Raw genomic sequence first — 21,799 nt, 5'->3', positions numbered from 1 at the left:
GCGGCTTCGGCGGCTCCGGCGACGTTCCGGGCGCTTCCGGATAAGGCTGCTGATGTGCGTAAGGCGAAGAACGGGGTTCAGGAGAAGCGGCGGTGGGGGTTGACGGCGTTGATTCTGATCATGGGGGCTAGTGCTGCCTCGGCTGGGATTCGCAGTCGGCATCGGTGAGGGTGTTGGGTTGCCTGCGTGGGGTTGCTCGATGGGGTGGAGTGGTTTCTTTGGGGCCCCTACGAAGGAAGATCCCGTCGTGGGAAAGACGGGTGGGGAGCCTTCGGCCCCACGACCACGGCGAGTTTAGGGATCTTCCTTCTCCCCCAAAGAAACCACTCCACCCCATCGAGCACTGGGCGGGCGTCGGTTCGGCCTGGTTGGGGGGCGGGTTCGCTGCTCTACCCCATCGAGCACCTGGCAGGGTTCGTGCGGCTTCGTTGGGGCGCGGGTTCGTTGCCCGGTCCGCTCTATCGAGCACCTGGCAGGGCCGGGGGCGGCTTTGTGGGGGACGGGTTCGCTGCTGGCTCCGCCCCATCGAGGACTGGGCGGGCGTTGGTTCGGCCTGGCAGGGAGGTGGTTAGGGCGGGGTGCGGCTTCGTGGGGGCGGGTTCGCTGCTTGTTCCGCACCGTCGAGTGCCTGGCAGGGCCTGGTGCGGTTGGCAGGAGGGCGGGTTTGTTGCCCGGTCTAACCCGTCGAGCCACCTGGCAGGGCTGGGTGCGGCCTGGTTGGGGGGCGGGTTCGCGGGTTTGCGTCTTTGCGCCGTCGAGCACTTGGCAGGGCCGGGCGGTGGGTGGGGTGGTGGCTTGATTCGGCTGCTGTTGGCGGGTGGGCTGGTGCGCTCCAGTGGGCGGGGTGCATGGGGAGGCCCACCGACCCCGCCCACCGACAGTCAGGAGCGAAGGGCGAAAGCTTCCTTGGCCAGCCGCTCGATCTCGGCGTAGTTCCCCTCAGCAAGGGCGCCAGTGAGCCAGCTGCCGCCGACGCAGCCGACGTTGGGTAGTGCCAGGTAAGCCGGAGCCGTCGTGGGAGTGATGCCGCCGGTGGGGCAGAAGCGCAGACCGGGCAAGGGACCGCCGATGGATTTGAGGTAGCCGACCCCGCCCGCGGCCTCTGCGGGAAAGAACTTCAGCTCGGTGTGGCCGCGTTCGGCCAGGCGCATGGCTTCGGTGACGGTGGCGGCGCCGGGGAGGAGGGGGAGGCCGGTGGCGGTGGCGGCGTCGAGGACCTTGTCCGTGGTGCCGGGGGTCACCAGGAACTGGGCTCCTGCCTGGGCGGCTGCGGCCGCGTGGTCGGGAGTGGTGACGGTGCCCGCGCCGACGACGGTGTCAGGGACTTCGGCGGCGATGCGGCGGATGGCTTCCAGGGCGGCGGGGGTGCGCAGGGTGACCTCGATGATGCCGATGCCGCCGCGTAGGAGGGCTTCGGCCAAGGGAACAGCCTGGTCTGCGTTGTCGATGACGACCACGGGCACGACTGGGGACAGGTCCAGCAGGCTCATGCCGCCACCTCCCAGGTTCGGTGCGCTCATGCGGAGAACTCCAACTCGTCCAGGTCGGCGTCGGTGAAGGCGGGGCCGAAGACGCTGGCGCCGTGGTCGGCTGGGCCGACGGAGCGGCGTAGGGCGGCGAAGAGTTCGCGGCCGGTGCCGGTCCACGCGGTGTCGTCGGCGGGGGCGTCCACGGGGACGCGGGCGGCGAGGACGTCGGACTCGACCAGGACGTCCACTCGACCGGTTTCGGCGTCCACGCGGACGGGGTCGCCGTCGCGGATGAGGGCGATGGGGCCGCCCGCCGCGGCTTCGGGGGTGCAGTGGATCGCGGCGGGGATCTTGCCGGAGGCGCCGGACATGCGGCCGTCGGTGACGAGGGCGACCTTGAAGCCGCGGCTCATCACCGCGCTCAACGCGGGAGTCAGACCGTGCAGTTCGGGCATTCCGTTGGCGCGTGGGCCTTGTTGCCGCAGCACGACCACGACGTCCTGGTTCAGCTCGCCCGCCTGGAACGCGGCGTTCACGTCCTCCTGGGTGGTGAACACCCGGGCTGGGGCCTCCACGACGCGGTGTTGCTCGGCGACGGCGGACACCTTGATCACCGCGCGGCCCAGGTTGCCCGCGAGCATCCGCAGGCCGCCGTCCGCGGCGAAGGGCTGGGCCACCGGACGCAGCACGTCCAAGTCGGCCGAGCGGGTCAGGCCGTCGCGCCAGGTGAGGATTCCGTTGTCCAGCACGGGTTCCTGGCGGTAGCGGGACAGGCCCGGACCGGCCACAGTGGACACGTTCTCGTGCAGCAGGCCCGCGTCGAGCAGTTCGCCGATGAGGAACTGGATGCCGCCAGCCGCGGCGAAGTGGTTGATGTCCGCGCTGCCGTTGGGGTAGACCCGGGCGAGCAGCGGGACCACCGAGGACAGGTCGGAGAAGTCGTCCCAGGTGAGCTGGATGCCCGCCGCCGCGGCGATCGCGACCAGGTGCAGGGTGTGGTTGGTCGAGCCGCCCGTCGCCAGCAGCGCGATGACGCCGTTGACCACGGCCCGCTCGTCGACGACCTGGGAAATAGGGGTGTACTCGTCGCCCTGGGCGGTGATCTGGACGGCGCGGCGGCCCGCGGCCTCGGTGAGGGCCTTGCGCAGCGGGGTGCCCGGCGGGATGAAGCTCGCGCCCGGCAGGTGCAGGCCCATGACCTCGACCACGAGCTGGTTGGAGTTCGCGGTGCCGTAGAACGTGCACGTGCCCGGCGAGTGGTAGGACGCGGACTCGGCGGCGAGCAGGTCGTCGCGGGACGCGTTGCCCTCGGCGAAAGCCTGCCGCACGCGGGCTTTCTCGCTGTTGGGCAGGCCGGAGGCCATCGGGCCCGCTGGCACCAGGATCGCCGGGAGCTGCCCGAAGGCGAGCGCGCCGATCAGCAGTCCGGGGACGATCTTGTCGCAGACCCCGAGCAGCAGCGTCGCGTCGAACATGTCGTGGGCGAGCGCGACGCCGGTGGCCATGGCGATGACCTCGCGGCTGAACAGCGACAGCTCCATGCCCGCGCGGCCCTGGGTGATGCCGTCGCACATGGCGGGCACGCCCCCGGCGAACTGGGCGACGCCGCCCGCCTCGCGCACCGCGTCTTTGATCCACGCCGGGAACTCGTGCAGCGGCTGGTGCGCGGAGAGCATGTCGTTGTACGCCGAGACGATCGCGATCCCGGGCGTGGCGACGCCCTTGACGGCGAGCCGGTCGGGGCCAGCGCAGGCGGCGAAGCCGTGCGCGAGGTTGCTGCAGCCGAGCCCGGCGCGCATCGGCCGGGGGCTGGCGGCCGCGGCCATCCTGGCCAGGTAGGCGGAGCGGCTCGCGGCGCTGCGGGCGGCGATCCGGTCGGTCACCTCGGCGACCACCGGGTTCAGGGGCACGCTCATCGTCGTCATGTCGAGTTTTCTCCGAACTCGTCTGGCGGCTGGTGTCGAACTGGGTCGGGCGGTTGCCGCGTCCGACGGTACCTATCGCCGAGCGGGACTGTCAAAATCGATTCAGAGAAAAAAGGGCCGTGCGCCCGCCCAGAGTGCCTGGGCGGGCGCACAGCGTGCTGACTCAGCCGGTGTAGAGGACCAACCCGTACACGGACAGGACTTCGTTCACCGGTTGGAAGAACGTCGTGCCGCCGACCGAGCAGTTGCCCGAGCCGCCGGAGGTGACGCCTTGGGCCTGCACCCGGGTGCCGCTGCCCGGGTTGCTGACGAACGAGCCGCCCGAGTCGCCCGGCTCGGCGCACGCGGTGGTGCGGGTCAGGCCGGAGACGATGCCGCTGGCGCCGTAGTTCACCGTCTGGTTGTAGGACTGGACGGTGCCGCAGCGCCAGCCGGTGGTGGAGCCGGAGCGGCAGACCCCGCCGCCGATCGGCGTGACCGCCGAGCCCGCGACCGTGACGTCGGAGCCGCTGCTGTAGCGGTCCACCAGCGGCGTGGAGAGCGCGGTGCTGCTGGTGACGCGGATGATGCCGTAGTCGTTGCCGGGGAAGGACGATCCGGCGACCGTGCCGATGGTCCCGCCGACGCCGGACACGGTGCCGCCGAGGTTGGTGCAGTGCCCGGCGGTGATCACGTAGCGGGTGCCAGCGGAGTTGCGGGCGTTGAAGCCGACCGAGCAGCGGCCGCCGCCGCTGAAGTAGATCGCCTGGCCGCCGATGATGTTCCACATCGGACGCGGCGCGTCGGCGACCCGCTCGGTGCGCACGGCGTCGCTGCCCGCCGCCGCGGCCCACGCGAGTCCCGCCGGGTCGTTGTCGAGCACGGACACCACGACCTGGTTGCCGACCGGGTCGACATACCAGCCGGTGACCGAGGCTGGCACCGCCCGAGCGGCCCGCGCGTCTAAAGTGGACTTAATGCTGTCGAGCCGGTTCGCGCTGTGGCGCACCACTTTCGCGACCGCGCCCGCCGCGCGGACCTCGCTCACCCGGCCCGCGTCGGTGACGCCGACGACGAGCTTTCCGGACGCGGCGTCCAGCCACGAGTTGGCGTAGGCGCCGCCGAGCCGCTGGGTGAGCGACTGCTGGGTGGCGGCGATGGTCGCCACGTCCGACGATGCGTCCAGTACGGACGGCACGGTCGCCGAGGCGGGGGCGGCCAGCGCGACCGCGGTGACGGCGGCGCTGGCTGCGGCGAGTAGAGCATAGAGTGAACGTCGACTCACGAACGGCCTCCAAGGCAGGAAAAGAAACGGGCCGGGAAAACGACGGTGTACACCTGGCGAACGACGCTACGGCAGAGTTTTCGCATTCGATAGCGGCCGTTTGAGCGCCCCTACTGGTCAAGTGCTAGGGGTCGGCCAATCACCTACTGTGCGCGATTCCGGCAACCGGGTGGCGAAAGAGAGAAGGCAAGAGACGGCGACTCCCGCGCGTCGCGCACGCATCGTGCTCTTACCAGTATTCCCACAACCTCCCCGAAGCCGAATCCCCGGAAGCCGGATGCCGAGGGCCGACTTACCATGCGGTCAGGAGGCGACGATGCGCGAAGCGAAGGCCGAGGAGGGCGAGGAACCGGATTACCGGTTCACCCTTGCCAACGAACGCACCTTCCTGGCGTGGGTGCGCACTGCCCTCGCGCTGGTCGCGGGCGGCGTCGCGGTCGCGCAGTACCTGCCCGGCCTGGGCGCCCCGCTGCCGCGCTCGGTCATCGGCGTCGCCCTGATCACGCTCGGCGCTGTCCTGGCCGCGCTGAGCCACCGCCGCTGGCGCGGCACCCAGCGCGCGATGCGCCTGGGCCGCCCGCTCCCCGCGACCCCGCAGATCCCGCTGCTGGCCTTCGGGGTGACCGCCGTCGCAGTCGGCGTCCTCGTCCTGGTGCTCACGAATGGACACTGACGGCGCCCCGCCCGGGTTGCAGGCCGAGCGGACCCGGCTCGCCTGGACGCGGACCGCGCTGTCGGCCGCGGCGGTCGGGGCGCTGCTCGCGCACGGCGCGGAGAACGCGGTCGGGTTCGCGTGCGCGGCGGTCGCCCTGGGCTGCGCCGCCGGGTTCGTCCGGTGTGGAGCGGCGCGCTACCGGCGCGGGGCGGGCCCGCTGTCCTGGTGGGTGGCTGTCCTGGCGGTGCTGCCGGGGATCGCGGCGCTGGTGGCGGTGCTCGTCCGCTGACGGGCGGCGACCGTCCCCGGTCGACCTGGTTCGGGCGGTCACCGACGGGCCGCCGTCGCTCTACCGAGGGTATGAGTCACCCGCCAGGCTTCACTCGATAGGGGGGCAGGCCGCACGAGATGGGTGCAACGAAAGTAAATGTGCGTAACGTGACAACAATCGGGGAAACCGCAGGTCAGCGAGTTGCCTCACGGCGGCGCGGACTACTGGACGGGGGTACGGCGTGGACGGAGCGGCCTACCAGCGAGCACTGGGACGCGAACTGCAGCAGTTGCGGGTCCGACGCAGATGGACCAGAGCGCAACTGGTCGAGCGGCTGCCGCATGAGCTGTCGGCGCAGGCGCTCGCCTCCTACGAGACCGGCACGCGATCGTGCACCGTGGTCCGGTTCGTGGAGCTGTGCACGGCCCTGGAGACCTCGCCGCACGACCTACTCGAACGTGTCCACCATCAGGTCAACAACCACGAGTACCCGGCGTCGCTCAAGGTGGACCTCAACCAGCTCGCCGCCGACGAGCGGCCCGAACTCGCGCCCGCGCACCGCTGGGCGGCCGCGGAGGTCGGACGGCACGCGGGAGCCACCCGCGACCTCGACCTGAGCGCCCTGGAGTCGCTGGCGTCGCTGTGCGGCCAGCCGACCGTCGAGTTGATCCGGTTGCTGCGCGAGCCCTGAGCCCGCGAGTCCACTTGGGTCTGATTGCCCGCATCGATAACGAGATGGTGGATTTCCCCCGTGTCGGGTGGTTGCCCGCCGCCTAATGGTGACCAGCGGTTTCCGCTGCGTGACAATACGCGGGCGGCCATCCGTCGTGAGGACGATGGCAATCTTCTCGACGCCGGTTCTTTTTCTTCTGTCCACCCGTGAACCAGACGATTCGGCCTGCACGTCGGGGTGTTTCAGGATGGGAGAAAACCCCGATGGCCGTCGCCCGCTTCCAGGTTTACCGATTCGGTGACGCACGAGTGACCTGGCGCTTCCTCTCCGCTAACAACCGGAGCCTCGGGCAAGCCGCGACGGCCTTCGACGACCCGGACTCGTGTGTCCGCGCCGTGGCTGAACTGCGCAGACGGTTACCAGAGGCGGCCGGTGTCACAATTCGTGAATCACCGTCGCAACTGTGGTCCTGGCAGGTGCGCCTCAACGGGGTGAATCTGGCCGTGTCGAGCCGCAAGTACCAGCGTCGCGTTCAGGCGCAGTACGCCTGCCGCAGTTTCCTGGCCCTGGTCGGCGAGGCCGTGCTCGCGGACTTTCCCCGTGTGGTCCATTTCTGATGCGCGCGGAGGACAATTACCGCCGCCATTCGGCCTATCGTGCGCCCAATGAATATGCGCGTTCGTCCGTTGTTCACGATCACATCCGGGGTTGGACGCTTGCGCGGGCTTGGCTTGCGCGCGTGTCAGCACCGAGAACACTGAGATCGCCGAGAACACCGAGAACACCGAGAACACCGAGACCGCCGAGACCGTCGAGACCACTGTGGACCGCGCCGCTGCGACCGCGGGGTGCGCGGGGATGACCCGGGTGGTCAGCGAGCCTGCCGACGACGTCCGGCGCGCGGAGCGTGTCGAGGGCCCGCGCCGCCGGGTCAGCCCGTCCGGCGGCGTCGACCGGGTGTTCCGGCTGGTGCTGCGCGCGGCGGGCCTCGCGGTGCTCGCCGTGATGGCGACGGTGGGGCTGTTCTTGTTCACTCGGGGCGCGGACGCGTTCGCCGAGGCCGGGTTCGACTTCCTCACCACGCAGGCGTGGGAGCCGGACTCGCTGAACTTCGGCATCGCCGCGGTCCTGGTGGGGACGCTGCTGATCGCCTCGGTGGCGCTGGTGGTGGCGTTCCCGCTGGCGCTGGGGGTCGCGCTCTACATCTCCGAGTACGCGCCCCGGCGGCTCAAGCGGATGCTCACCAGCCTGGTCGACCTGATGGCCGCCGTGCCCAGTGTCGTGTATGGACTGTTCGGGTCGGTGTTCTTGCAGTGGCAGGGCGTGGACATCCCGCGCTGGCTGTCGATCCAGTTCGGCTGGATTCCGTTTCTGCGCGTGGACGGGGCCGACCCGGACAACCCGCTCTCCACCGACTCGGTCTACGTGACCTCGACGTTCTGGGCCGGTCTGGTCGTCGGGTTCATGATCATGCCGTTCATCTGCTCGGTGATGCGCGAGTCGTTCACCCAGGCGCCGCAGGGCGAGCGGGAGGGCGCTTACGCGCTCGGCGCGACCCGCTGGGGCGTGATCCGCAGCGTGGTCCTGCCGTTCGGCCGCAGCGGCATGATCGGCGGCACCATGCTCGGCCTCGGCCGGGCGCTGGGCGAGACCATCGCGGTGGCGATGATCATCGCGCCGGTCTTCGCGATCCAGCCGCAGATCCTGGGCAGCGGCGGCAACTCCGTCTCCGCGCTCGTCGCGCAGCGGTGGGGGTCGGCGAGCCCGTTCGGCCTGTCCGCGCTGATGGCGGCGGGCCTGGCGCTGTTCGTGCTGACCCTGATCGTCAACTTCGCCGCGTCGGCGGTCATCGCCCGCAGCCGGTCCGGACAGGGGAGCGACTGACATGGCAGAACTGGTTTCCCCGGTGGAGGTCCGCCGGGTCACCGGCGGGATGCGGCGGGCGGACATGGCCGCCCTGCTCGGCGCCGCGGCCGCCGCGGTGGCGCTGACCGGGCTGCTGTTCGACCAGATCGCCCCGTTCTCCGGCGCGATCGGTTTCGCCGCCATCGCCTATCCGGTGTTCCTCGGCCTCTACGCGCTGTTGGTCTCCTTGGAGGACAACGCTCTCACCGTCCGGGACCGGCTGGTGTCCGCGGTGGTGCACAGCCTCGCGCTGGTCGCGCTGGCCGCGCTGGTGTTCATCGTGGCCTATCCGATCGTGATGGGCCTGGAAGCGTTGGGCCACCTCAACTTCTTCACCGACGACATGTCCGACGCGGGCACCCTGGACCCGCTGGAGCTCGGCGGGGTCCTGCACGCGGCGGTGGGCACCCTGGAGCAGATCGCCATCGCGCTGGCCATCACCGTCCCGTTGGGACTGACGTGCGCGGTGTTCCTCAACGAGACCAGGGGCGTGTTCACCCGGCTGGTGCGCACGGTGGTCGAGGCGATGACCGCGCTGCCCTCGATCGTGGCCGGGCTGTTCATCTACGCCGCGCTGATCCTCGGGCTGGGCTTCGAGCGGTCCGGGTTCGCCGCGGGCTGCGCCATCAGCGTGATGATGCTGCCGATCATGATCCGGGCCGCGGACGTGGTGCTGCGGCTGGTGCCCAGCTCGCTGCGGGAGGCGTCGCTGGCGCTGGGCGCGGGCCAGGTGCGCACGGTGTGGCATGTCGTGCTGCCCACCGCGCGCTCCGGGCTCACCACCAGTGTCCTGCTCGCCACCGCGCGCGGCATCGGGGAGACCTCGCCGGTGCTCATCACCGCGGGCTTCACCCCGTTCCTGAACTGGAACCCGTTCGCCGACTCGCAGGTTTCCCTGCCGCTGGCCACTTTCCAGCTCGTGACGTCCTCGGAGGACACGATGAAGCAGCGCGGGTTCGGCGCGGCCGCTGTGCTCATGGCGCTGGTGCTCGTGCTGTTCGTGCTCGCCCGGCTGCTCGGCGGGCGGGGGCCCGGCGACCTGTCCGCGCGCCAGCTTCGCCGCCGGGCCAAGGCATCCCACCGCGACCGGGCGCGTTTCCCGGTTAAGTCCGCCTGAAAACCCGCCCGCAGCAAGGAGAGTTATGATCAACCGGCCGCGGCCGCTGGGCTTCCTGGCGGTCTTCATCCTGCTTTTCACCGCGCTGGCAGGCTATGCGCCGCCCGCGTCCGCGCAGAGCTACCCGCCGATCAGCGGCGCGGGCTCGACGTGGAGCTACAACGCGCTCGACCAGTGGCGCAAGAACGTCGTGCAGTACGGCATGCGGGTCAACTTCTCCGGCACCGGCTCCACCGACGGCCGCAACCAGTTCAAGGCGGGCCAGGTCGACTTCGCCGTCTCCGAGATCCCCTACGGCCTGACCGACGCGGGCGTGCGGGACGTGCCGCCGCCGGAGGGCACCTACGCCTACATGCCGATCGTCGCGGGTGGCACGTCGCTGATGTACAACCTCAAGATCGGCGGCAAGCGGGTCACCAACCTGCGCCTGTCCGGCGAGGTGGTCACCAAGATCTTCACCGGGGCCATCACCTCGTGGGCTGATCCGGCGATCGCCAAGGACAACCCCGGCCTGCGCCTGCCCAACCGCAAGATCGTGCCGGTGGTGCGCTCCGACGGCTCGGGCACCAGCGCCCAGTTCACCTCCTGGATGGCCGCGCAGCACCCGGGGATCTGGGACGACTACTGCCGCCGCGCGAAGCGGGCGACGCCGTGCGGGTTCACCTCCAACTACCCGCTGATCGCCCCGGTGGTCGGGCAGTCCGGCTCGCTGGGCGTGGCCAACTACGTGCGCCAGGAGGGCAGCGAGGGCTCGATCACCTACGTCGAGTACTCCTACGCCCGCAACGCGAACTTCCCGGTGGCGAAACTGCTCAACGCCAAGGGGTACTACGTCGAGCCGAAGGCGGCGGCGGTGGCCGTCGCGCTGCTCCAGGCGAAGATCAACCCGGATCTGACCCAGGACCTCGGGCAGGTCTACCGCGACCAGGACCCGCGCAGCTACCCGATGTCGAGCTACAGCTACATGATCCTGCCGACCACGGCGACCGGGAAGTTCACCGAGGCCAAGGGCCGCACGCTGTCGGACTTCGCCTACTACTTCCTGTGCGAGGGCCAGCAGCAGGCCGACCGGCTCGGGTTCTCGCCGCTGCCGATCAACCTGGTGCGCGCCGGACTCGACCAGGTGGCCCGGATTCCGGGCACCACCAAGCAGAGCAAGGACATCGGCAAGTGCAACAACCCGACCTTCTCCCCGGACGGGTCGAACACGCTGGCCAAGAACGCGCCGCAGCCGCCGGACTGCGACAAGCAGGGGCCGACGCAGTGCAAGGAGGGCACCGGCGGCGCGACCGAGTCCACTGAGACCGGGGGCGGCGGCGGTGCTGGCGGCGGCGGGGGCGGCGGCTCAGCCCCCGGGGCAGCGGCCGAGGCCGGGCCACAGGGTGGGGCGGAAAACCCTGGCGCGGCGCCGGAAGCGGTCGCGGAAGAGACCGTCGTCGACGAGGCGACCGGCGAGGTGGTCCGGCGGTCGGGGGCGAGCGCGTCGGCGGTGCCGGTCTCGGTCGACCTGCGCGAGGACGACACGGCGTTGCTGGTCGTGATCGCCGGGGTCCTGCTGGCCGTGCTGGTCGTGGGGCCGCCGGTGGCGGCGCGGTGGTTGCGCAGGTGGGGCAGATGACCCGCCTGCTGCTCGTCGCCGCGCTGTTGGTCGGCTCGGTCGTCGGGGCGCCGCCCCCGGCGGCGGCCTCGGTGTCGTCCTCGGCGCAAACCGTCGCGGGCACGAAGGAGTTCGCCGACCTGAAAGTCACCGTCGCGCAGACCCGGGACCTGATCAACCAGACCGTGCGGGTGAGCTGGACCGGCGGCAAGCCCACCGGCCCGGTCGGCCGCTTCGCCACGAACTACCTGCAGATCATGCAGTGCTGGGGCGACGATCCCGTTGGGCCGACCAGGGAGCAGTGCCAGTTCGGCGGCCTCGACGCGCAGAGCGGCCTCGGGCTCGGCAACTTCACCAAGAGCCGCCAGATTCTCTACAGCGACCCGAAAGACCCCGCCGAGACCGACCCGATCCCGGCGACCGGCGCGGCCTACGCCAAGTTCCATCCGGCGGTCGGAGAGCCGACCACCAAGTTCGGCGAGTATTTCGACGCGGGCACCACCAACGAGGTGCCCTTCGCCAAGACCCGGCCCGATGGCTCCGGCGAGGTCGACTTCGAGGTGCAGACCGCGCTGGAGGGCTACGGCCTGGGCTGCGGCACGATCCGGACCAGCGGGCCGGACAAGGGAAAGCCGAGGCACTGCTGGCTGGTTGTGGTCCCGCGCGGCGACACCGAGGTCAACGGAAAGAAGCCCGGGGCCGACCACAGCAGCAACAACCTGGACTCCTCGCCGCTGAGCAAGACCAACTGGGACAAGCGGATCAAGGTCAAGCTGGAGTTCCAGCCGGTGGGCCGCGCGTGCCCGATCGGCGCGGCGGAGCGGTCATTGACCGGGCACGAGTTCGTCGCCGACGCGGTCGCCCGCTGGCAGCCCGCGCTGTGCGGTGGCGACGGCACGGTGTTCGGCTTCACCCAGGTTCCCGACGGCATCGCCCGCGACCAGCTCGCGCTGTCCGAGCCGGGCATGGTGTTCGTGACCGAGCCAGCGGGCGAGCAGCCCCGGCCGGTCGTCTACGCGCCCGTCGCGGTGTCCGGGTTCGCCATCGCGTTCGTGCTGGAGCGCCAGTCGCGCGGACCGGAGGTCGAGCCGGACCCCACGGTGTGGCAGCGCGATGGGCAGCTCGTCACCGACCTGAAACTGACCCCGCGGCTGGTGGCCAAGCTGCTCACTCAGTCCTATCGGGACGTCGTGCCGGGCAACCAGCCGTACCTGTCCAAGAACCACCGGCGGCTCAACGAAGACCCGGAGTTCCTCGCGCTCAACCCGGACCTGAAAATCTACGGCGCGCTGATGAACGCCCTCGACGTGCTCGCGCCCTCGGTCGACCTCGACGCGACGACGGCGCTGTGGACGTGGATCGACGCCGACCCGGAGGCCCGCGCGTTCCTCGACGGCGCGCCGGACCCCTCGGGCATGGTGGTCAACCCGAACTACAAGAACCTGGCCCTGCCGCTGCCGAACTTCCCCAAGGCGGACCTGACCTGCGCGCCGCTGCCCGCCCCGCTGGGCCCGGAGTGCGCGCTCCTGGCCCGGCCATTGGCCGCCGACCTGCACGAGGCGGGCCGGGCGATCAGCCGGGGTGACACGCTGGGCAAGTCGCCCAACGGGCAGCCCGATCCGCTGGACCCGGCCAAACCCGGGTACTCGCGGGTCCCGCGCCAACCGGCGGGGGAGCGCAGCCTGCTGGCCGTGGTGGACACCGTCACCGCCGCCCGCTACGGCCTTCCGGTCGCCAGCCTGCGCAACGCGGCGGGCGCGTTCGTCGCACCGACCCAGGAGGGGCTGACCGCCGCGCTGGGCCAGATGACCACGACGGCGGTTCCGGGGGTGCGCAAAGCCAATCCGAAATCGACCGACGCCGCCGCGTACCCACTGCCCAACGTGAGCTACGCCGCCGCGGTCCCGTCCGCGATGGACGCCAAGGCGGGCGCCGAGTACGCGAAGTTCCTGCGCTTCGCCACCGGCCCCGGCCAGCTCCAGGGCGAGGGCGCCGGGCAGCTCCCGGCCGGTTACCTTCCGCTGCCCGCCGCCCTGCGGCAGCAGGCCGAGAAGGCGGCGGCGATCATCGAACGCGACGCGGGCAAAACCCCGGTGACGGTCACCGAGCGGCAGTCTGAAGTAGACAGTCCAACTGAGACAACGCAGACCGTGGCGCCCGGCACGTCCAGCGCGCCGCCCGCCGCCGTCCCCGCCCCGGCCGCCGCCGCGCCGAGCCCGGCCCCGGCTGAAGCGACCGCCGCGCCCGTCGCGGGCGTGCGGGACACCCCGACCATGGCGGTGACCTGGCTGATGCGCTACCTGCTGGCCGCCGCCCTGGTGGCGGGCGGGATCGCGACCGCGGCGAATCCCGTGCTGTCGCGGCTTTCCCGTCGGACGGCGGCGCCGTGACGCGCTCGTTCGTCCGCTGCTCACCCGCGCTTGTCCGCCCGGACACTCCGGGCGCGACACACCACAGGAGAGCCAACGGGGAGGTGAGTGCCCGCCGGCCCGTGACGGGAGTTGCCGCTCCCGCCACAGACCGGACAGACGACTGACTGGTTCCGGTGCGCTCTGCTCGCGTCGCACCGGATTTGTGCGCGGACACCAGTCCGCCCACCTACTGCGAAGAAAAGGATACATGCAGTGAGCAAGAAGCGTATGCTCCTGGCGGTTTCCGGCGCTGTGGCGGCCGTCGCGCTCGCGGCGGGCTCGGCCCACGCCGACCCGGCGGGCGCGCCCACCTACCGCGACATCGCCATTGTCGGGTCGGACACCACGCAGACCGTGATGAACGGCCTGTCGGACGCGATCACCATCAACGGCACGAAGGTCCTGGGCTCCTACGACGCCCGCGGCTCGGCGAACATCACCACCAAGGACCCGGCGACCAACCCGGCGTGCACCCTGCCCCGCCCCGAGGGCTCCGGCCAGGGCGTCACCGCGCTGGTCAACTCCGTCGACGCGGGCAACAACTGCCTGCAGGCGGCCCGGTCGTCGTCGAACAACTCGGCCAACTACGCGGGCAAGAACCTCACCTACATCCCGTTCGCGGTCGACGCGCTGACCTACGCGGTCCGCAGCGACAGCACGGTCACCAAGAAGCTGACCACCGCGCAGCTCAAGGCGATCTACAACTGCACCGCGCCCGGCGTCGGCACCAACTTCAAGCCGCTGCTGCCGCAGTTCGGCTCGGGCACCCGGGACTTCTTCCTCAAGCAGCTCGGCCTGGCCAACACCGCGACGTTCACCACCACGTTCCCGTGCGTGAAGGACGTCGACGCCAACGGCGAGGGCATCCAGGAGCACGTCGGCACCTACCTGACCGACACCAAGCACATCCTGCCGTACTCGATCGCCGTCTACGTCTCGCAGATCTACGGCGTGGCCCCGGCCGCGCAGGGCAAGGCGGTCCTGGCGACCTTCAACGGCGTCGCGCCGACGATCCTCAACACCTCGTCGACCTTCAAGCGCGACGTCTACAACGTCGTCCCGACCGGCAAGCTCAGCGAGCCGACCTACAACTCGATCTTCGTCGGCCCGACCTCGCAGATCTGCGCCAAGACCGACGTCATCACCCAGTACGGCTTCGGCGTGAACGCGAACTGCGGCAACACGCAGCTTGTCACCCCGCCCGCGCCGTAGTCGCTCCCAGCCACTCTTAGTCGAAAGGTCTGCACAACAGTGCGAGGAAACACCGTAGTTCGCCGCCTCACCGGCGGTCTCATCGTGATGGCCGCCGCCGCCGCGGCCAGCATCGGCGCGGCGGGCGTCGCCGCTGCCGCCGCCCCGCCCGCGGGCAACCTGGGCGCCCTGTCCATCAGCAAGCAGTCCGGCTCGGACGTCGAGGCGCCCACCTACACCACGGCCGCGGGCTGCACCCCCGACTCCGACGGCTACAACCTGTTCGTCTACGGCCCGGGCGGCTTCGAGAACGGCCTGATCGGCACCACGCCGACCGACGTCGGCTTCTCGACCTCCGGCCCGATCACCGTGCTGCAGGGCCTGTCCTTCAAGGACATCGCCGTGGACAACAGCACCACGATCGTCCCGGGCACCTACACCATCGCCGTCAACTGCGTCGACCTGTTCAGCGGCGAGACCAAGGGCACGTTCACCCGCAACGTGTACTTCACCAGCGCCACCGCGTGGTCGGCCACCGACCCGAGCGCGCCGGTCGCGACCAGCACCGCGCTGGCCGTGTCGCCGAACGCCCCGGTCACCGAGGGCGCCGCGGTCACCCTGACCGCCACCGTCACCCCGGCCTCGGCCACCGGTTCCGTGCAGTTCAAGGACGGCGCGGGCAACCTCGGCTCCCCGGTGGCGGTGTCCAACGGCACCGCGACCCTGACCACCACGGCGCTCCCGGCGGGCACCCGCTCGCTGACCGCGGTGTTCACCGGCTCCGCCCCGAACATCTCGGGCTCGACGTCGGCGGCGGTGTCCTACCAGGTCAACGCCCCGGTGGCCACGCCGACCACGACCGCCCTCGCGGTCACCCCGAGCGGCACGGCGGCGCAGTACAGCACCGTCACCCTCAGCGCGACCGTGGCCCCCGCCGCGGCCGGTGGTTCCGTGCAGTTCCTCGACAACGGCGTCAACCTGGGCAACCCGGTCGCCGTGGCGAACGGCTCGGCCACGCTGACCACCTCCACCCTCGCGGTGGGCGCGCACAGCTTCACCGCGCGCTTCGTGCCCGCCAACGCCGCCGCGTACGAGACCTCGGTCTCGGCCGGGGTGCCGCTGGAGATCACGGCCTTCGCGGGCGTCAGCGCCTCGGAGACCATCACCACCACCGTCCTCGCCGGTGAGCTGCTGATCAGCGTCGCGAACCAGAACGTCGTCCTGCCCTCGCCGGTCATGGCGGCCGACGGCTCGCTGCTCACCACCGCGGGCTCGCTCAACCCGATCACCGTCACCGACACCCGCGCAGGCAACCCCGGCTGGAACGTGTCCGGCCAGGTGACCGACTTCGCCAACGGGGCCAACGCCATCAACGGCGCCAACCTCGGCTGGACCCCGAAGATCGTGGACAAGTCCCCGGTGCAGAACATCACCGCGGGCCCGCAGGTCGCCCCGGCCAACGCCATCGTCCCGGGCGCGCCCGCGCCGAGCGGCCTCGGCCTGGCCACCGCCCGCCTGCTCGCCACCGCGGCCGCCCTGGGCGGCAACGGCACCGCGAACCTCACCGCCGACCTGGCGCTGAAGGTGCCGACCTCGACCCTCGCGGGCACCTACACGGCGACGCTCACCCTCACCGCCATCTGAGGCTGATCGTCGTCGGTGGGGGCGGGCCGGGCCCAGCAGCCGGTCCGCCCCCACACCCGGACCCTCCATTAAGGACAGCTCATGACGCGGAACTGGCGCCGCACCCTCGTTCTCGGCCTGCTCGCCCTCGGGCTCGCCGCACCGCTGCCCGCGCACGCGGAAGGTCCGGCCACCTTCGGCGTGCGGCCCGCGACCGCGGAAGCGCCGGACACGCGCAACAACTTCAGCTACAGCGCGACGCCGGGCGCGGTGGTGCGCGACCACGTCGCGATCTCCAACGTCTCCACCCAGCCGCTGGCCCTGCGGGTCTACGCCAGCGACGCGTTCAACACCCCCGAGGGCGGCTTCGACCTGCTCGCGGGCGGCCGGAAGCCGGTCGACGTCGGCGCGTGGTCCACTATGGACAAGTCCGAGGTCCAGATCGCGCCGCGCAGCACCGTCATCGTGCCGTTCACCCTGACCATCCCGGCGAACGCCACCCCCGGCGACCACACCGGCGGCATCGTGGCGTCCCTGGCCACCGAGGCCACCAACGCCGACGGGCAGCGCGTCGCCGTCGAGCAGCGCGTCGGCGCCCGGGTGTACCTGCGGGTCTCCGGCGAGCTGACACCGCGGCTGAGCGTCGAAGACCTCGACGTCGACTACGCGGGCCGGTTCTTCGGCGCGGGCGACACGACCGTCAGCTACACCGTGCGCAACAACGGAAACGTGCGGCTCAGCGGAAAGCAGCAGGTGCGGGTCGAGACCCCGTGGGGCTCGGCCACCGAAGCGCCCGGCCTGCCGGACCTCCCGGAACTGCTGCCCGGCAACACTTTCCGGGTCACCACCGTGGTGTCCGGCGTGCTGCCCGCCGGGTGGCTCGACGGCATTGTCCACATCGACCCGGTCGCCCCGCCCGGCACCGAACCGCCCGCCCCGGCCGTCGATGCCAGCGCCACCACGGCCGCCGTGCCCTGGCTGCTGCTGATCGCGCTGCTGGTCGTGCTCGCCCTCGTGCTGTTCCTGCGGTGGCGCAAGCGAATCCGCCGCGCCGCGGCGCGCCAGGAGGTCGAGCATGTCCCCGCGTGAGCGCGCGCCCCTCGTCGGGCTGCTGCTGATCCTGTTTTCCGTGCTGCTGCCCGGTTCCGCGCACGCCGCGCCGCTCGGCGGCCTGGTCGTGACGCCGGGGGAGAGCGCGGACGCCGCCCCGGTCCGGATCACCACCTCGGCGGGCTGCCCCCGGCAGGCCACCGGGTACTACGCCACCATGCGCGGAGCCGGGCTGCCCGAGGACGGCCTGGTGATCGTGGCCAACGCCGACGTCGGCCTGTCCCACGACGGACCGTTCGAGGTGCCGGTCGCGTTGACGTTCAAGGACTTCGCCGCCGACAACAACCTCACCTTCCGCGGCAAGTACGACCTCGCCCTGCTGTGCATCGACTCGTTCAGCCAGCAGAGCTTCGGCGAGTTCACCGGAACCATTGACTTCGTGGAACCGGCCCGGTACGTCGGCGTCGGCGCCGCCAAGGGACCCCAGCGGCCGACCGCGCCCCTGATGGTCCCCGCGCCCGACGCGGAAGCCGCCCCCGCCCCGGCCGTGCCAGGGCAAGCCGCGCCGTCGGCGTCCCCGGACGCGGCTTCCGCGCCCGAGGCTGGCGCGGTACCCGCCGCCGAATCCGATGGCGCGCAACCGTTCCTGTACCTCGCGCTCGGCGTCGTGGGCACGGCCGTCGCTGCCGCGGCCTGGTCCGCCCTGCGCAACCGCCGCTCGTCGGCGACCGACTGACCTTTGCAACCGACAACGGAGGAAAATGCTCATGCGTAAGCGACAACTGGTGGCGGCCTGCGCGGCCGTGCTCACCGCGGCGGGAACCGCGGTGGTCCTCACCGCGGTCGACGGCCAGGCCGAACCCCCGGTCGCGACGCTGGGCGCCCTCAGCGTCGACCCCGCCACCGGGCTCGACGTCACCGCCCCCACCTACACCACGGCCGCGGGCTGCTCCCCGGACTCGGACGGCTACAACCTGTTCGTCTACGGCCCCGGCGGCTTCGCCAACGGCCTGATCGGCACCACGCCCACCGATGTCGGCTTCTCCACCGCGAACGCGTTCCCGGTGCTGCAAGGACTGTCGTTCAAGGACATCGCGGTCGACAACAGCACCACGGTCACCGCGGGCAAGTACACCATCGTGGTGAACTGCGTCGACCTGTTCAGTCAGGAGGTCAAGGGCACCTTCACCCGGGAGCTGTTCTTCACCGACGCCACCCACTACCAGGCGACGGACCCGAACGCCCCCACCTCGACCACGCCCAGCTCGACCACTTCCAGCACCACCACCGACCCCACCAGCACGTCCCCGTCGACCACCGAGCCGACGAGCACCAGCCCGTCGACCACGGACCCGACCAGCACGTCCCCGTCCACAACGGACCCGACCAGCACCTCGACCACCGAGCCGACGAGCACGTCCCCGTCGACCACGGACCCGACCAGCACCTCTCCGTCCACAACGGACCCGACGAGCACTGAACCGACGAGCACGTCGCCGTCGACCACGGACCCGACCACGACCGACCCGACGAGCACCGACCCGACGACGACGGACCCGACGTCCACCACGTCCACGTCGACCACCGAGCCGACCTCCAGCACCGAGCCCACCTCGTCGTCCACGCCCACCTCGACGCCGTCGTCCACCTCGACGCCGCCCTCGTCCACCTCGACCTCGACCGAGCCGACGACCACCAGCGCCAACCCGGGCGGCTCCTTCACCCTGACCCCGAACAAGACCTCGGGCCTGGACACCGACGCGCCGACCTACACCACCTCGACGGGCTGCGGGGACAACGACGCCGACGGGCACATGCTGTTCGTCCGCGGTCCCGGCGGCTTCGCCGCTGGCCTGGTCGGCAGCACGCCCTCGGGGGTCGGCTTCAGCAAGACCGAGCCGTTCTCCGTCGTGCAGACCCTGTCGTTCAAGGACATCGCGGTCGACAACAGCACCACCATCACCCCCGGCGACTACGCCGTGGACGTGCACTGCGTCAACGAGTTCTCCCAGGAGATCCACCGCACGTTCAGCGTCCGCGTCCGGTTCACCACCGCCACCGAGTGGGAGGTGATCGGCGGCGTGATCCCCACCTCGTCCAGCACCCCCGGAACCACCACCTCGACGGACCCGACTGACCCGACGGACTCGACCGACCCCACCGTCACGGACCCGACCGACCCAACGGACGACCCGTCCACCGATCCCACCCCCACCACCGACCCGACCGCCGACCCCGACCCGCAGGGCAGCGCGGGCGGCCTGGCGAGCACGGGCGCGTCGGTCGGCCTCACCGCCCTCGCCGGGGTGCTGCTGGTCGGCCTCGGCGGGTTCGCCGTCGTCGCGGCCCGCAGGCGCCGAGCGGGCGGCGAGCCGATCCTCACCACGCCCGAGAACTGATTCCCCCGCCCGGGGCGCGCCGTCGCCGCGCGCCCCGGGCCGTGCCGCCAGGAAGGACGTCCGCCGTGACCGTGGTCGATGAGCGACCCGCCGCAGCGCCCGAGCGGTCGGCGCTGCGCCTGACCGGGCAGATGCTCGGCATCCTCGGCGCGGTGCTGCTGTGCTTCGTCGCGCAGTTCGCCGTGCTGGGCACGCTCAAGCACGAGCGCGACCAGAACCGCGCGCACGAGGACCTGCGGTTCCAACTCGCCAACGCGACCGCCCCGGTCCACGCGCTCGACGAGGGCGGCAGGCTGCTGGACCCGGGCACGCCGCTGGCGATCCTGGAGATCCCCCGGCTGGGCCTGCACGAGGTCGTGGGGGAGGGCACCTCGTCCGGGGCGCTCAAGTCCGGCCCCGGCCACCTGCGCAACACACCGCTGCCCGGGCAGGCCGGGGCGAGCGTGATCCTGGGCAGGCGCGCGAGCTACGGCGGCCCGTTCGCGCTGCTGGACACCCTGCGCCCGGGCGACGAGATCATCGTGACCACCGGCCAGGGCGAGCACCGCTACCGCGTGCAGGGCGTGCGCCGCGCGGGCGACCCGCAGCGGCACACCCCGGCCCCCGGCAAGGGCGGCCTCACCCTGGTCACCGCGGACGGCCCGTACTTCCTGCCCACCGACGTCCTGCGGGTCGACGCGAAGCTCACCACCGAAGTCCAGCCCGCCTCCGGCGCGCTGCCCTCGTTCGCGGTCCCGGAGAACGAGCAGGTCATGGTGGGCGACGCGGACGCGCTGGTGCCCGCGGTGCTGTGGGCGCTGGTCCTGGCCGTCGCCGCGCTCGCCGTGGTCTACCTGCGTCACCGGGTCGGCCGCTGGCACGCCTGGGTGATCGGCGTGCCGCTGCTCGGCGCGCTCGGCGTGACCCTCGCCGACGAGGCCGCCGCCCTCCTGCCCAACCTGATCTGAGGAGCCCCGATGACGCTCACCCTGCCCCCGACCGGCCTCGCCGCCCTCGACGCGCGGTCGGTGTCGGCCTGGTTCGGCGACCGCAAGGTCCTCGACCGGGTGTCGCTGGTCATGCCCGCCGGGTCGGTGACGGCGCTGATCGGGCCGTCCGGCTGCGGCAAGTCGACGTTCCTGCGCATCCTGAACCGGATGCACGAGCTGATCCCCGGCGCCACCCTCGCGGGCGAGGTCCTGCTGTCCGGCCAGGACATCTACGACCCCAGCCGCAAGCTCACCGAGGCCCGCAAGCAGATCGGCATGGTCTTCCAGAAGCCCAACCCGTTCCCGGCGATGTCGATCTACGACAACGTGGTGGCCGGTCTCAAGCTCACCGGAGCCCGGGTCCGCCGGTCGGACAAGGACGCGCTGGTCGAGGAGTGCCTGACCAAGGCGGGGCTGTGGACCGAGGTCCGCGACCGGCTGCGCCAGCCCGGCGGAGCCCTGTCCGGCGGCCAGCAGCAGCGGCTGTGCATCGCCCGGTCGCTGGCCGTGCGCCCCGCGGTGCTGCTGATGGACGAGCCGTGCTCAGCCCTCGACCCGACCTCCACGCGGCGCATCGAGCAGACCATCGCCGACCTGGCGCACGAGGTGACCATCGTGATCGTCACGCACAACATGCAGCAGGCGGCGCGGGTGTCGCAGCAGTGCGCGTTCTTCCTCGCCGAGCAGGGCACCCCCGGGGTGATCGTGGAGGCCGGTCCCACCACGAAAATCTTCGAGTCCCCCGAGGACCAGCGCACCTCGGACTACGTGCACGGCCGCTTCGGCTGAGTAACCCGATCGTGGGACGCCGCGGCGGGTCACACGGCGGGTAACGTGGAACGGGTCGCAGCCGCACTGAGTCATGGCCTGGGGGGCTTCGTGGACCTTCGCTTGGACGACCCGCCCGCGCCCGGCGTCGTCCTAGTCGCCATCGGCGGCGAGGTGGACTTGGTCGCCGCAGGCGTCCTGGAACGCTTCTTGCTAGGTGCCGTAGCCGAACAACGCACCCCCCGCCCCGGCCTCATCATCGACCTGTCCGACGCCGAGTTCTTCGGCTGCGCGGGCGTCAACGCCCTCATAGCCGCCCAACGCCGCCTAGAACGCTCCGGCGGCTGGCTCCGCCTAGTCGACGTCTCCCCCGCCGTCTCCCGAGTCCTCAACGCGAACGGCATGAACACCCACCTACGCGTCACCTCCTCCATGGACGACCTCTAGCGCCCCAGACCTTTCCCCACGCTCAACCCACTTGACAACACCCCCAACCAGCGCGAACCTCTCCTC

General features: G+C 71.3%; 19 protein-coding genes. 16 read left to right on the top strand and 3 right to left on the bottom strand.

All coding sequences use genetic code 11. The features are described from left to right. Window positions 1-881: 881 nt before the first annotated feature. The 3 genes from eda to ACZ6SD_RS12180 form a co-directional block, all read right to left on the bottom strand. Window positions 882-1,490, bottom strand: a complete 609-nt coding sequence (gene eda / locus ACZ6SD_RS12190; protein ID WP_465316970.1) for a bifunctional 4-hydroxy-2-oxoglutarate aldolase/2-dehydro-3-deoxy-phosphogluconate aldolase — start codon at window positions 1,488-1,490, stop codon at window positions 882-884. A gap of 26 nt (window positions 1,491-1,516) precedes the next feature. Continuing rightward, window positions 1,517-3,385 (bottom strand): phosphogluconate dehydratase, encoded by a 1,869-nt coding sequence (gene edd, locus ACZ6SD_RS12185; protein WP_465316969.1) that lies wholly within the window; start codon window positions 3,383-3,385, stop codon window positions 1,517-1,519. 172 nt (window positions 3,386-3,557) lie between these two features. Further along, the gene (locus tag ACZ6SD_RS12180) at window positions 3,558-4,658 is read right to left on the bottom strand and encodes a S1 family peptidase (RefSeq protein ID WP_465316968.1); all 1,101 of its coding nucleotides are present in this window, start codon (window positions 4,656-4,658) and stop codon (window positions 3,558-3,560) included. A 316-nt stretch (window positions 4,659-4,974) separates the two neighbouring features. Here ACZ6SD_RS12180 and ACZ6SD_RS12175 point away from each other — a divergent pair, with 316 nt between their 5' ends. From ACZ6SD_RS12175 to ACZ6SD_RS12100, 16 genes are all read left to right on the top strand, one after another. Next, the gene (locus ACZ6SD_RS12175) at window positions 4,975-5,331 is read left to right on the top strand and encodes a YidH family protein (protein WP_465316967.1); all 357 of its coding nucleotides are present in this window, start codon (window positions 4,975-4,977) and stop codon (window positions 5,329-5,331) included. Beyond that, the gene (locus tag ACZ6SD_RS12170) at window positions 5,321-5,602 is read left to right on the top strand and encodes a DUF202 domain-containing protein (protein WP_465316966.1); all 282 of its coding nucleotides are present in this window, start codon (window positions 5,321-5,323) and stop codon (window positions 5,600-5,602) included. Before ACZ6SD_RS12175 ends, ACZ6SD_RS12170 begins: the two co-directional genes overlap by 11 nt. 223 nt (window positions 5,603-5,825) lie before the next feature. Beyond that, complete coding sequence (locus ACZ6SD_RS12165) at window positions 5,826-6,275, top strand: helix-turn-helix domain-containing protein (RefSeq protein ID WP_465316965.1); 450 nt, start codon at window positions 5,826-5,828, stop codon at window positions 6,273-6,275. Window positions 6,276-6,520: 245 nt separating this feature from the next. After that, a complete protein-coding gene (locus ACZ6SD_RS12160) occupies window positions 6,521-6,874 on the top strand; it encodes a YegP family protein (protein WP_465316964.1) in 354 nt (117 codons plus the stop codon). 109 nt (window positions 6,875-6,983) lie between these two features. Next, complete coding sequence (gene pstC / locus ACZ6SD_RS12155; protein ID WP_465316962.1) at window positions 6,984-8,141, top strand: phosphate ABC transporter permease subunit PstC; 1,158 nt, start codon at window positions 6,984-6,986, stop codon at window positions 8,139-8,141. 1 nt (window position 8,142) lies between these two features. Beyond that, window positions 8,143-9,279, top strand: a complete 1,137-nt coding sequence (gene pstA / locus ACZ6SD_RS12150) for a phosphate ABC transporter permease PstA (protein WP_465316960.1) — start codon at window positions 8,143-8,145, stop codon at window positions 9,277-9,279. Between the two features lie 25 nt (window positions 9,280-9,304). After that, entirely contained in the window at window positions 9,305-10,897 is a 1,593-nt protein-coding gene (gene pstS, locus ACZ6SD_RS12145; protein ID WP_465316959.1) for a phosphate ABC transporter substrate-binding protein PstS, read from the top strand. Continuing rightward, the gene (locus tag ACZ6SD_RS12140) at window positions 10,894-13,266 is read left to right on the top strand and encodes a hypothetical protein (protein WP_465316958.1); all 2,373 of its coding nucleotides are present in this window, start codon (window positions 10,894-10,896) and stop codon (window positions 13,264-13,266) included. Before pstS ends, ACZ6SD_RS12140 begins: the two co-directional genes overlap by 4 nt. 234 nt (window positions 13,267-13,500) lie before the next feature. Beyond that, window positions 13,501-14,499 carry a substrate-binding domain-containing protein gene (locus ACZ6SD_RS12135; protein ID WP_465316957.1) on the top strand — a complete coding sequence of 333 codons (999 nt, stop codon included), beginning with the start codon at window positions 13,501-13,503 and terminating at the stop codon, window positions 14,497-14,499. Window positions 14,500-14,538: 39 nt separating this feature from the next. Further along, window positions 14,539-16,122, top strand: a complete 1,584-nt coding sequence (locus ACZ6SD_RS12130) for an Ig-like domain-containing protein (RefSeq protein ID WP_465316956.1) — start codon at window positions 14,539-14,541, stop codon at window positions 16,120-16,122. 81 nt (window positions 16,123-16,203) lie between these two features. After that, on the top strand, window positions 16,204-17,190 hold the full coding sequence (locus ACZ6SD_RS12125; protein WP_465316955.1) for a DUF916 domain-containing protein: 987 nt from the start codon (window positions 16,204-16,206) through the stop codon (window positions 17,188-17,190). Then, window positions 17,177-17,887 (top strand): hypothetical protein, encoded by a 711-nt coding sequence (locus ACZ6SD_RS12120; protein ID WP_465316954.1) that lies wholly within the window; start codon window positions 17,177-17,179, stop codon window positions 17,885-17,887. Before ACZ6SD_RS12125 ends, ACZ6SD_RS12120 begins: the two co-directional genes overlap by 14 nt. A gap of 31 nt (window positions 17,888-17,918) precedes the next feature. Further along, window positions 17,919-19,550: a hypothetical protein gene (locus ACZ6SD_RS12115; protein ID WP_465316953.1), complete on the top strand. Its 1,632-nt coding sequence runs from the start codon at window positions 17,919-17,921 to the stop codon at window positions 19,548-19,550. A 65-nt stretch (window positions 19,551-19,615) separates the two neighbouring features. After that, window positions 19,616-20,497, top strand: coding sequence for a sortase (locus ACZ6SD_RS12110; RefSeq protein WP_465316952.1), 882 nt, complete (start codon window positions 19,616-19,618; stop codon window positions 20,495-20,497). 9 nt (window positions 20,498-20,506) lie between these two features. Next, the gene (locus ACZ6SD_RS12105; protein WP_465316951.1) at window positions 20,507-21,307 is read left to right on the top strand and encodes a phosphate ABC transporter ATP-binding protein; all 801 of its coding nucleotides are present in this window, start codon (window positions 20,507-20,509) and stop codon (window positions 21,305-21,307) included. Window positions 21,308-21,397: 90 nt separating this feature from the next. Further along, complete coding sequence (locus tag ACZ6SD_RS12100) at window positions 21,398-21,733, top strand: STAS domain-containing protein (RefSeq protein ID WP_465316950.1); 336 nt, start codon at window positions 21,398-21,400, stop codon at window positions 21,731-21,733. The last annotated feature ends 66 nt before the right edge of the window (window positions 21,734-21,799 follow it).

It is taken from the genome of Actinokineospora sp. NPDC051303 (genome assembly GCF_055586285.1).
The sequence above is the reverse complement of the archived record's forward strand: the minus strand, read 5'-3'. Positions and strand labels throughout refer to the sequence as shown.

Excerpts from the sequence above, each read along its gene's own strand:
- eda (WP_465316970.1), bottom strand. The coding sequence starts at position 1,490 with ATGAGCCTGCTGGACCTGTCCCCAGTCGTGCCCGTGGTCGTCATCGAC.
- ACZ6SD_RS12105 (WP_465316951.1), top strand. The coding sequence starts at position 20,507 with ATGACGCTCACCCTGCCCCCGACCGGCCTCGCCGCCCTCGACGCGCGG.
- ACZ6SD_RS12120 (WP_465316954.1), top strand. The coding sequence starts at position 17,177 with ATGTCCCCGCGTGAGCGCGCGCCCCTCGTCGGGCTGCTGCTGATCCTG.
- ACZ6SD_RS12125 (WP_465316955.1), top strand. The coding sequence starts at position 16,204 with ATGACGCGGAACTGGCGCCGCACCCTCGTTCTCGGCCTGCTCGCCCTC.
- ACZ6SD_RS12175 (WP_465316967.1), top strand. The coding sequence starts at position 4,975 with ATGCGCGAAGCGAAGGCCGAGGAGGGCGAGGAACCGGATTACCGGTTC.
- pstA (WP_465316960.1), top strand. The coding sequence starts at position 8,143 with ATGGCAGAACTGGTTTCCCCGGTGGAGGTCCGCCGGGTCACCGGCGGG.
- pstS (WP_465316959.1), top strand. The coding sequence starts at position 9,305 with ATGATCAACCGGCCGCGGCCGCTGGGCTTCCTGGCGGTCTTCATCCTG.
- ACZ6SD_RS12160 (WP_465316964.1), top strand. The coding sequence starts at position 6,521 with ATGGCCGTCGCCCGCTTCCAGGTTTACCGATTCGGTGACGCACGAGTG.
- edd (WP_465316969.1), bottom strand. The coding sequence starts at position 3,385 with ATGAGCGTGCCCCTGAACCCGGTGGTCGCCGAGGTGACCGACCGGATC.
- ACZ6SD_RS12115 (WP_465316953.1), top strand. The coding sequence starts at position 17,919 with ATGCGTAAGCGACAACTGGTGGCGGCCTGCGCGGCCGTGCTCACCGCG.
- ACZ6SD_RS12170 (WP_465316966.1), top strand. The coding sequence starts at position 5,321 with ATGGACACTGACGGCGCCCCGCCCGGGTTGCAGGCCGAGCGGACCCGG.
- ACZ6SD_RS12140 (WP_465316958.1), top strand. The coding sequence starts at position 10,894 with ATGACCCGCCTGCTGCTCGTCGCCGCGCTGTTGGTCGGCTCGGTCGTC.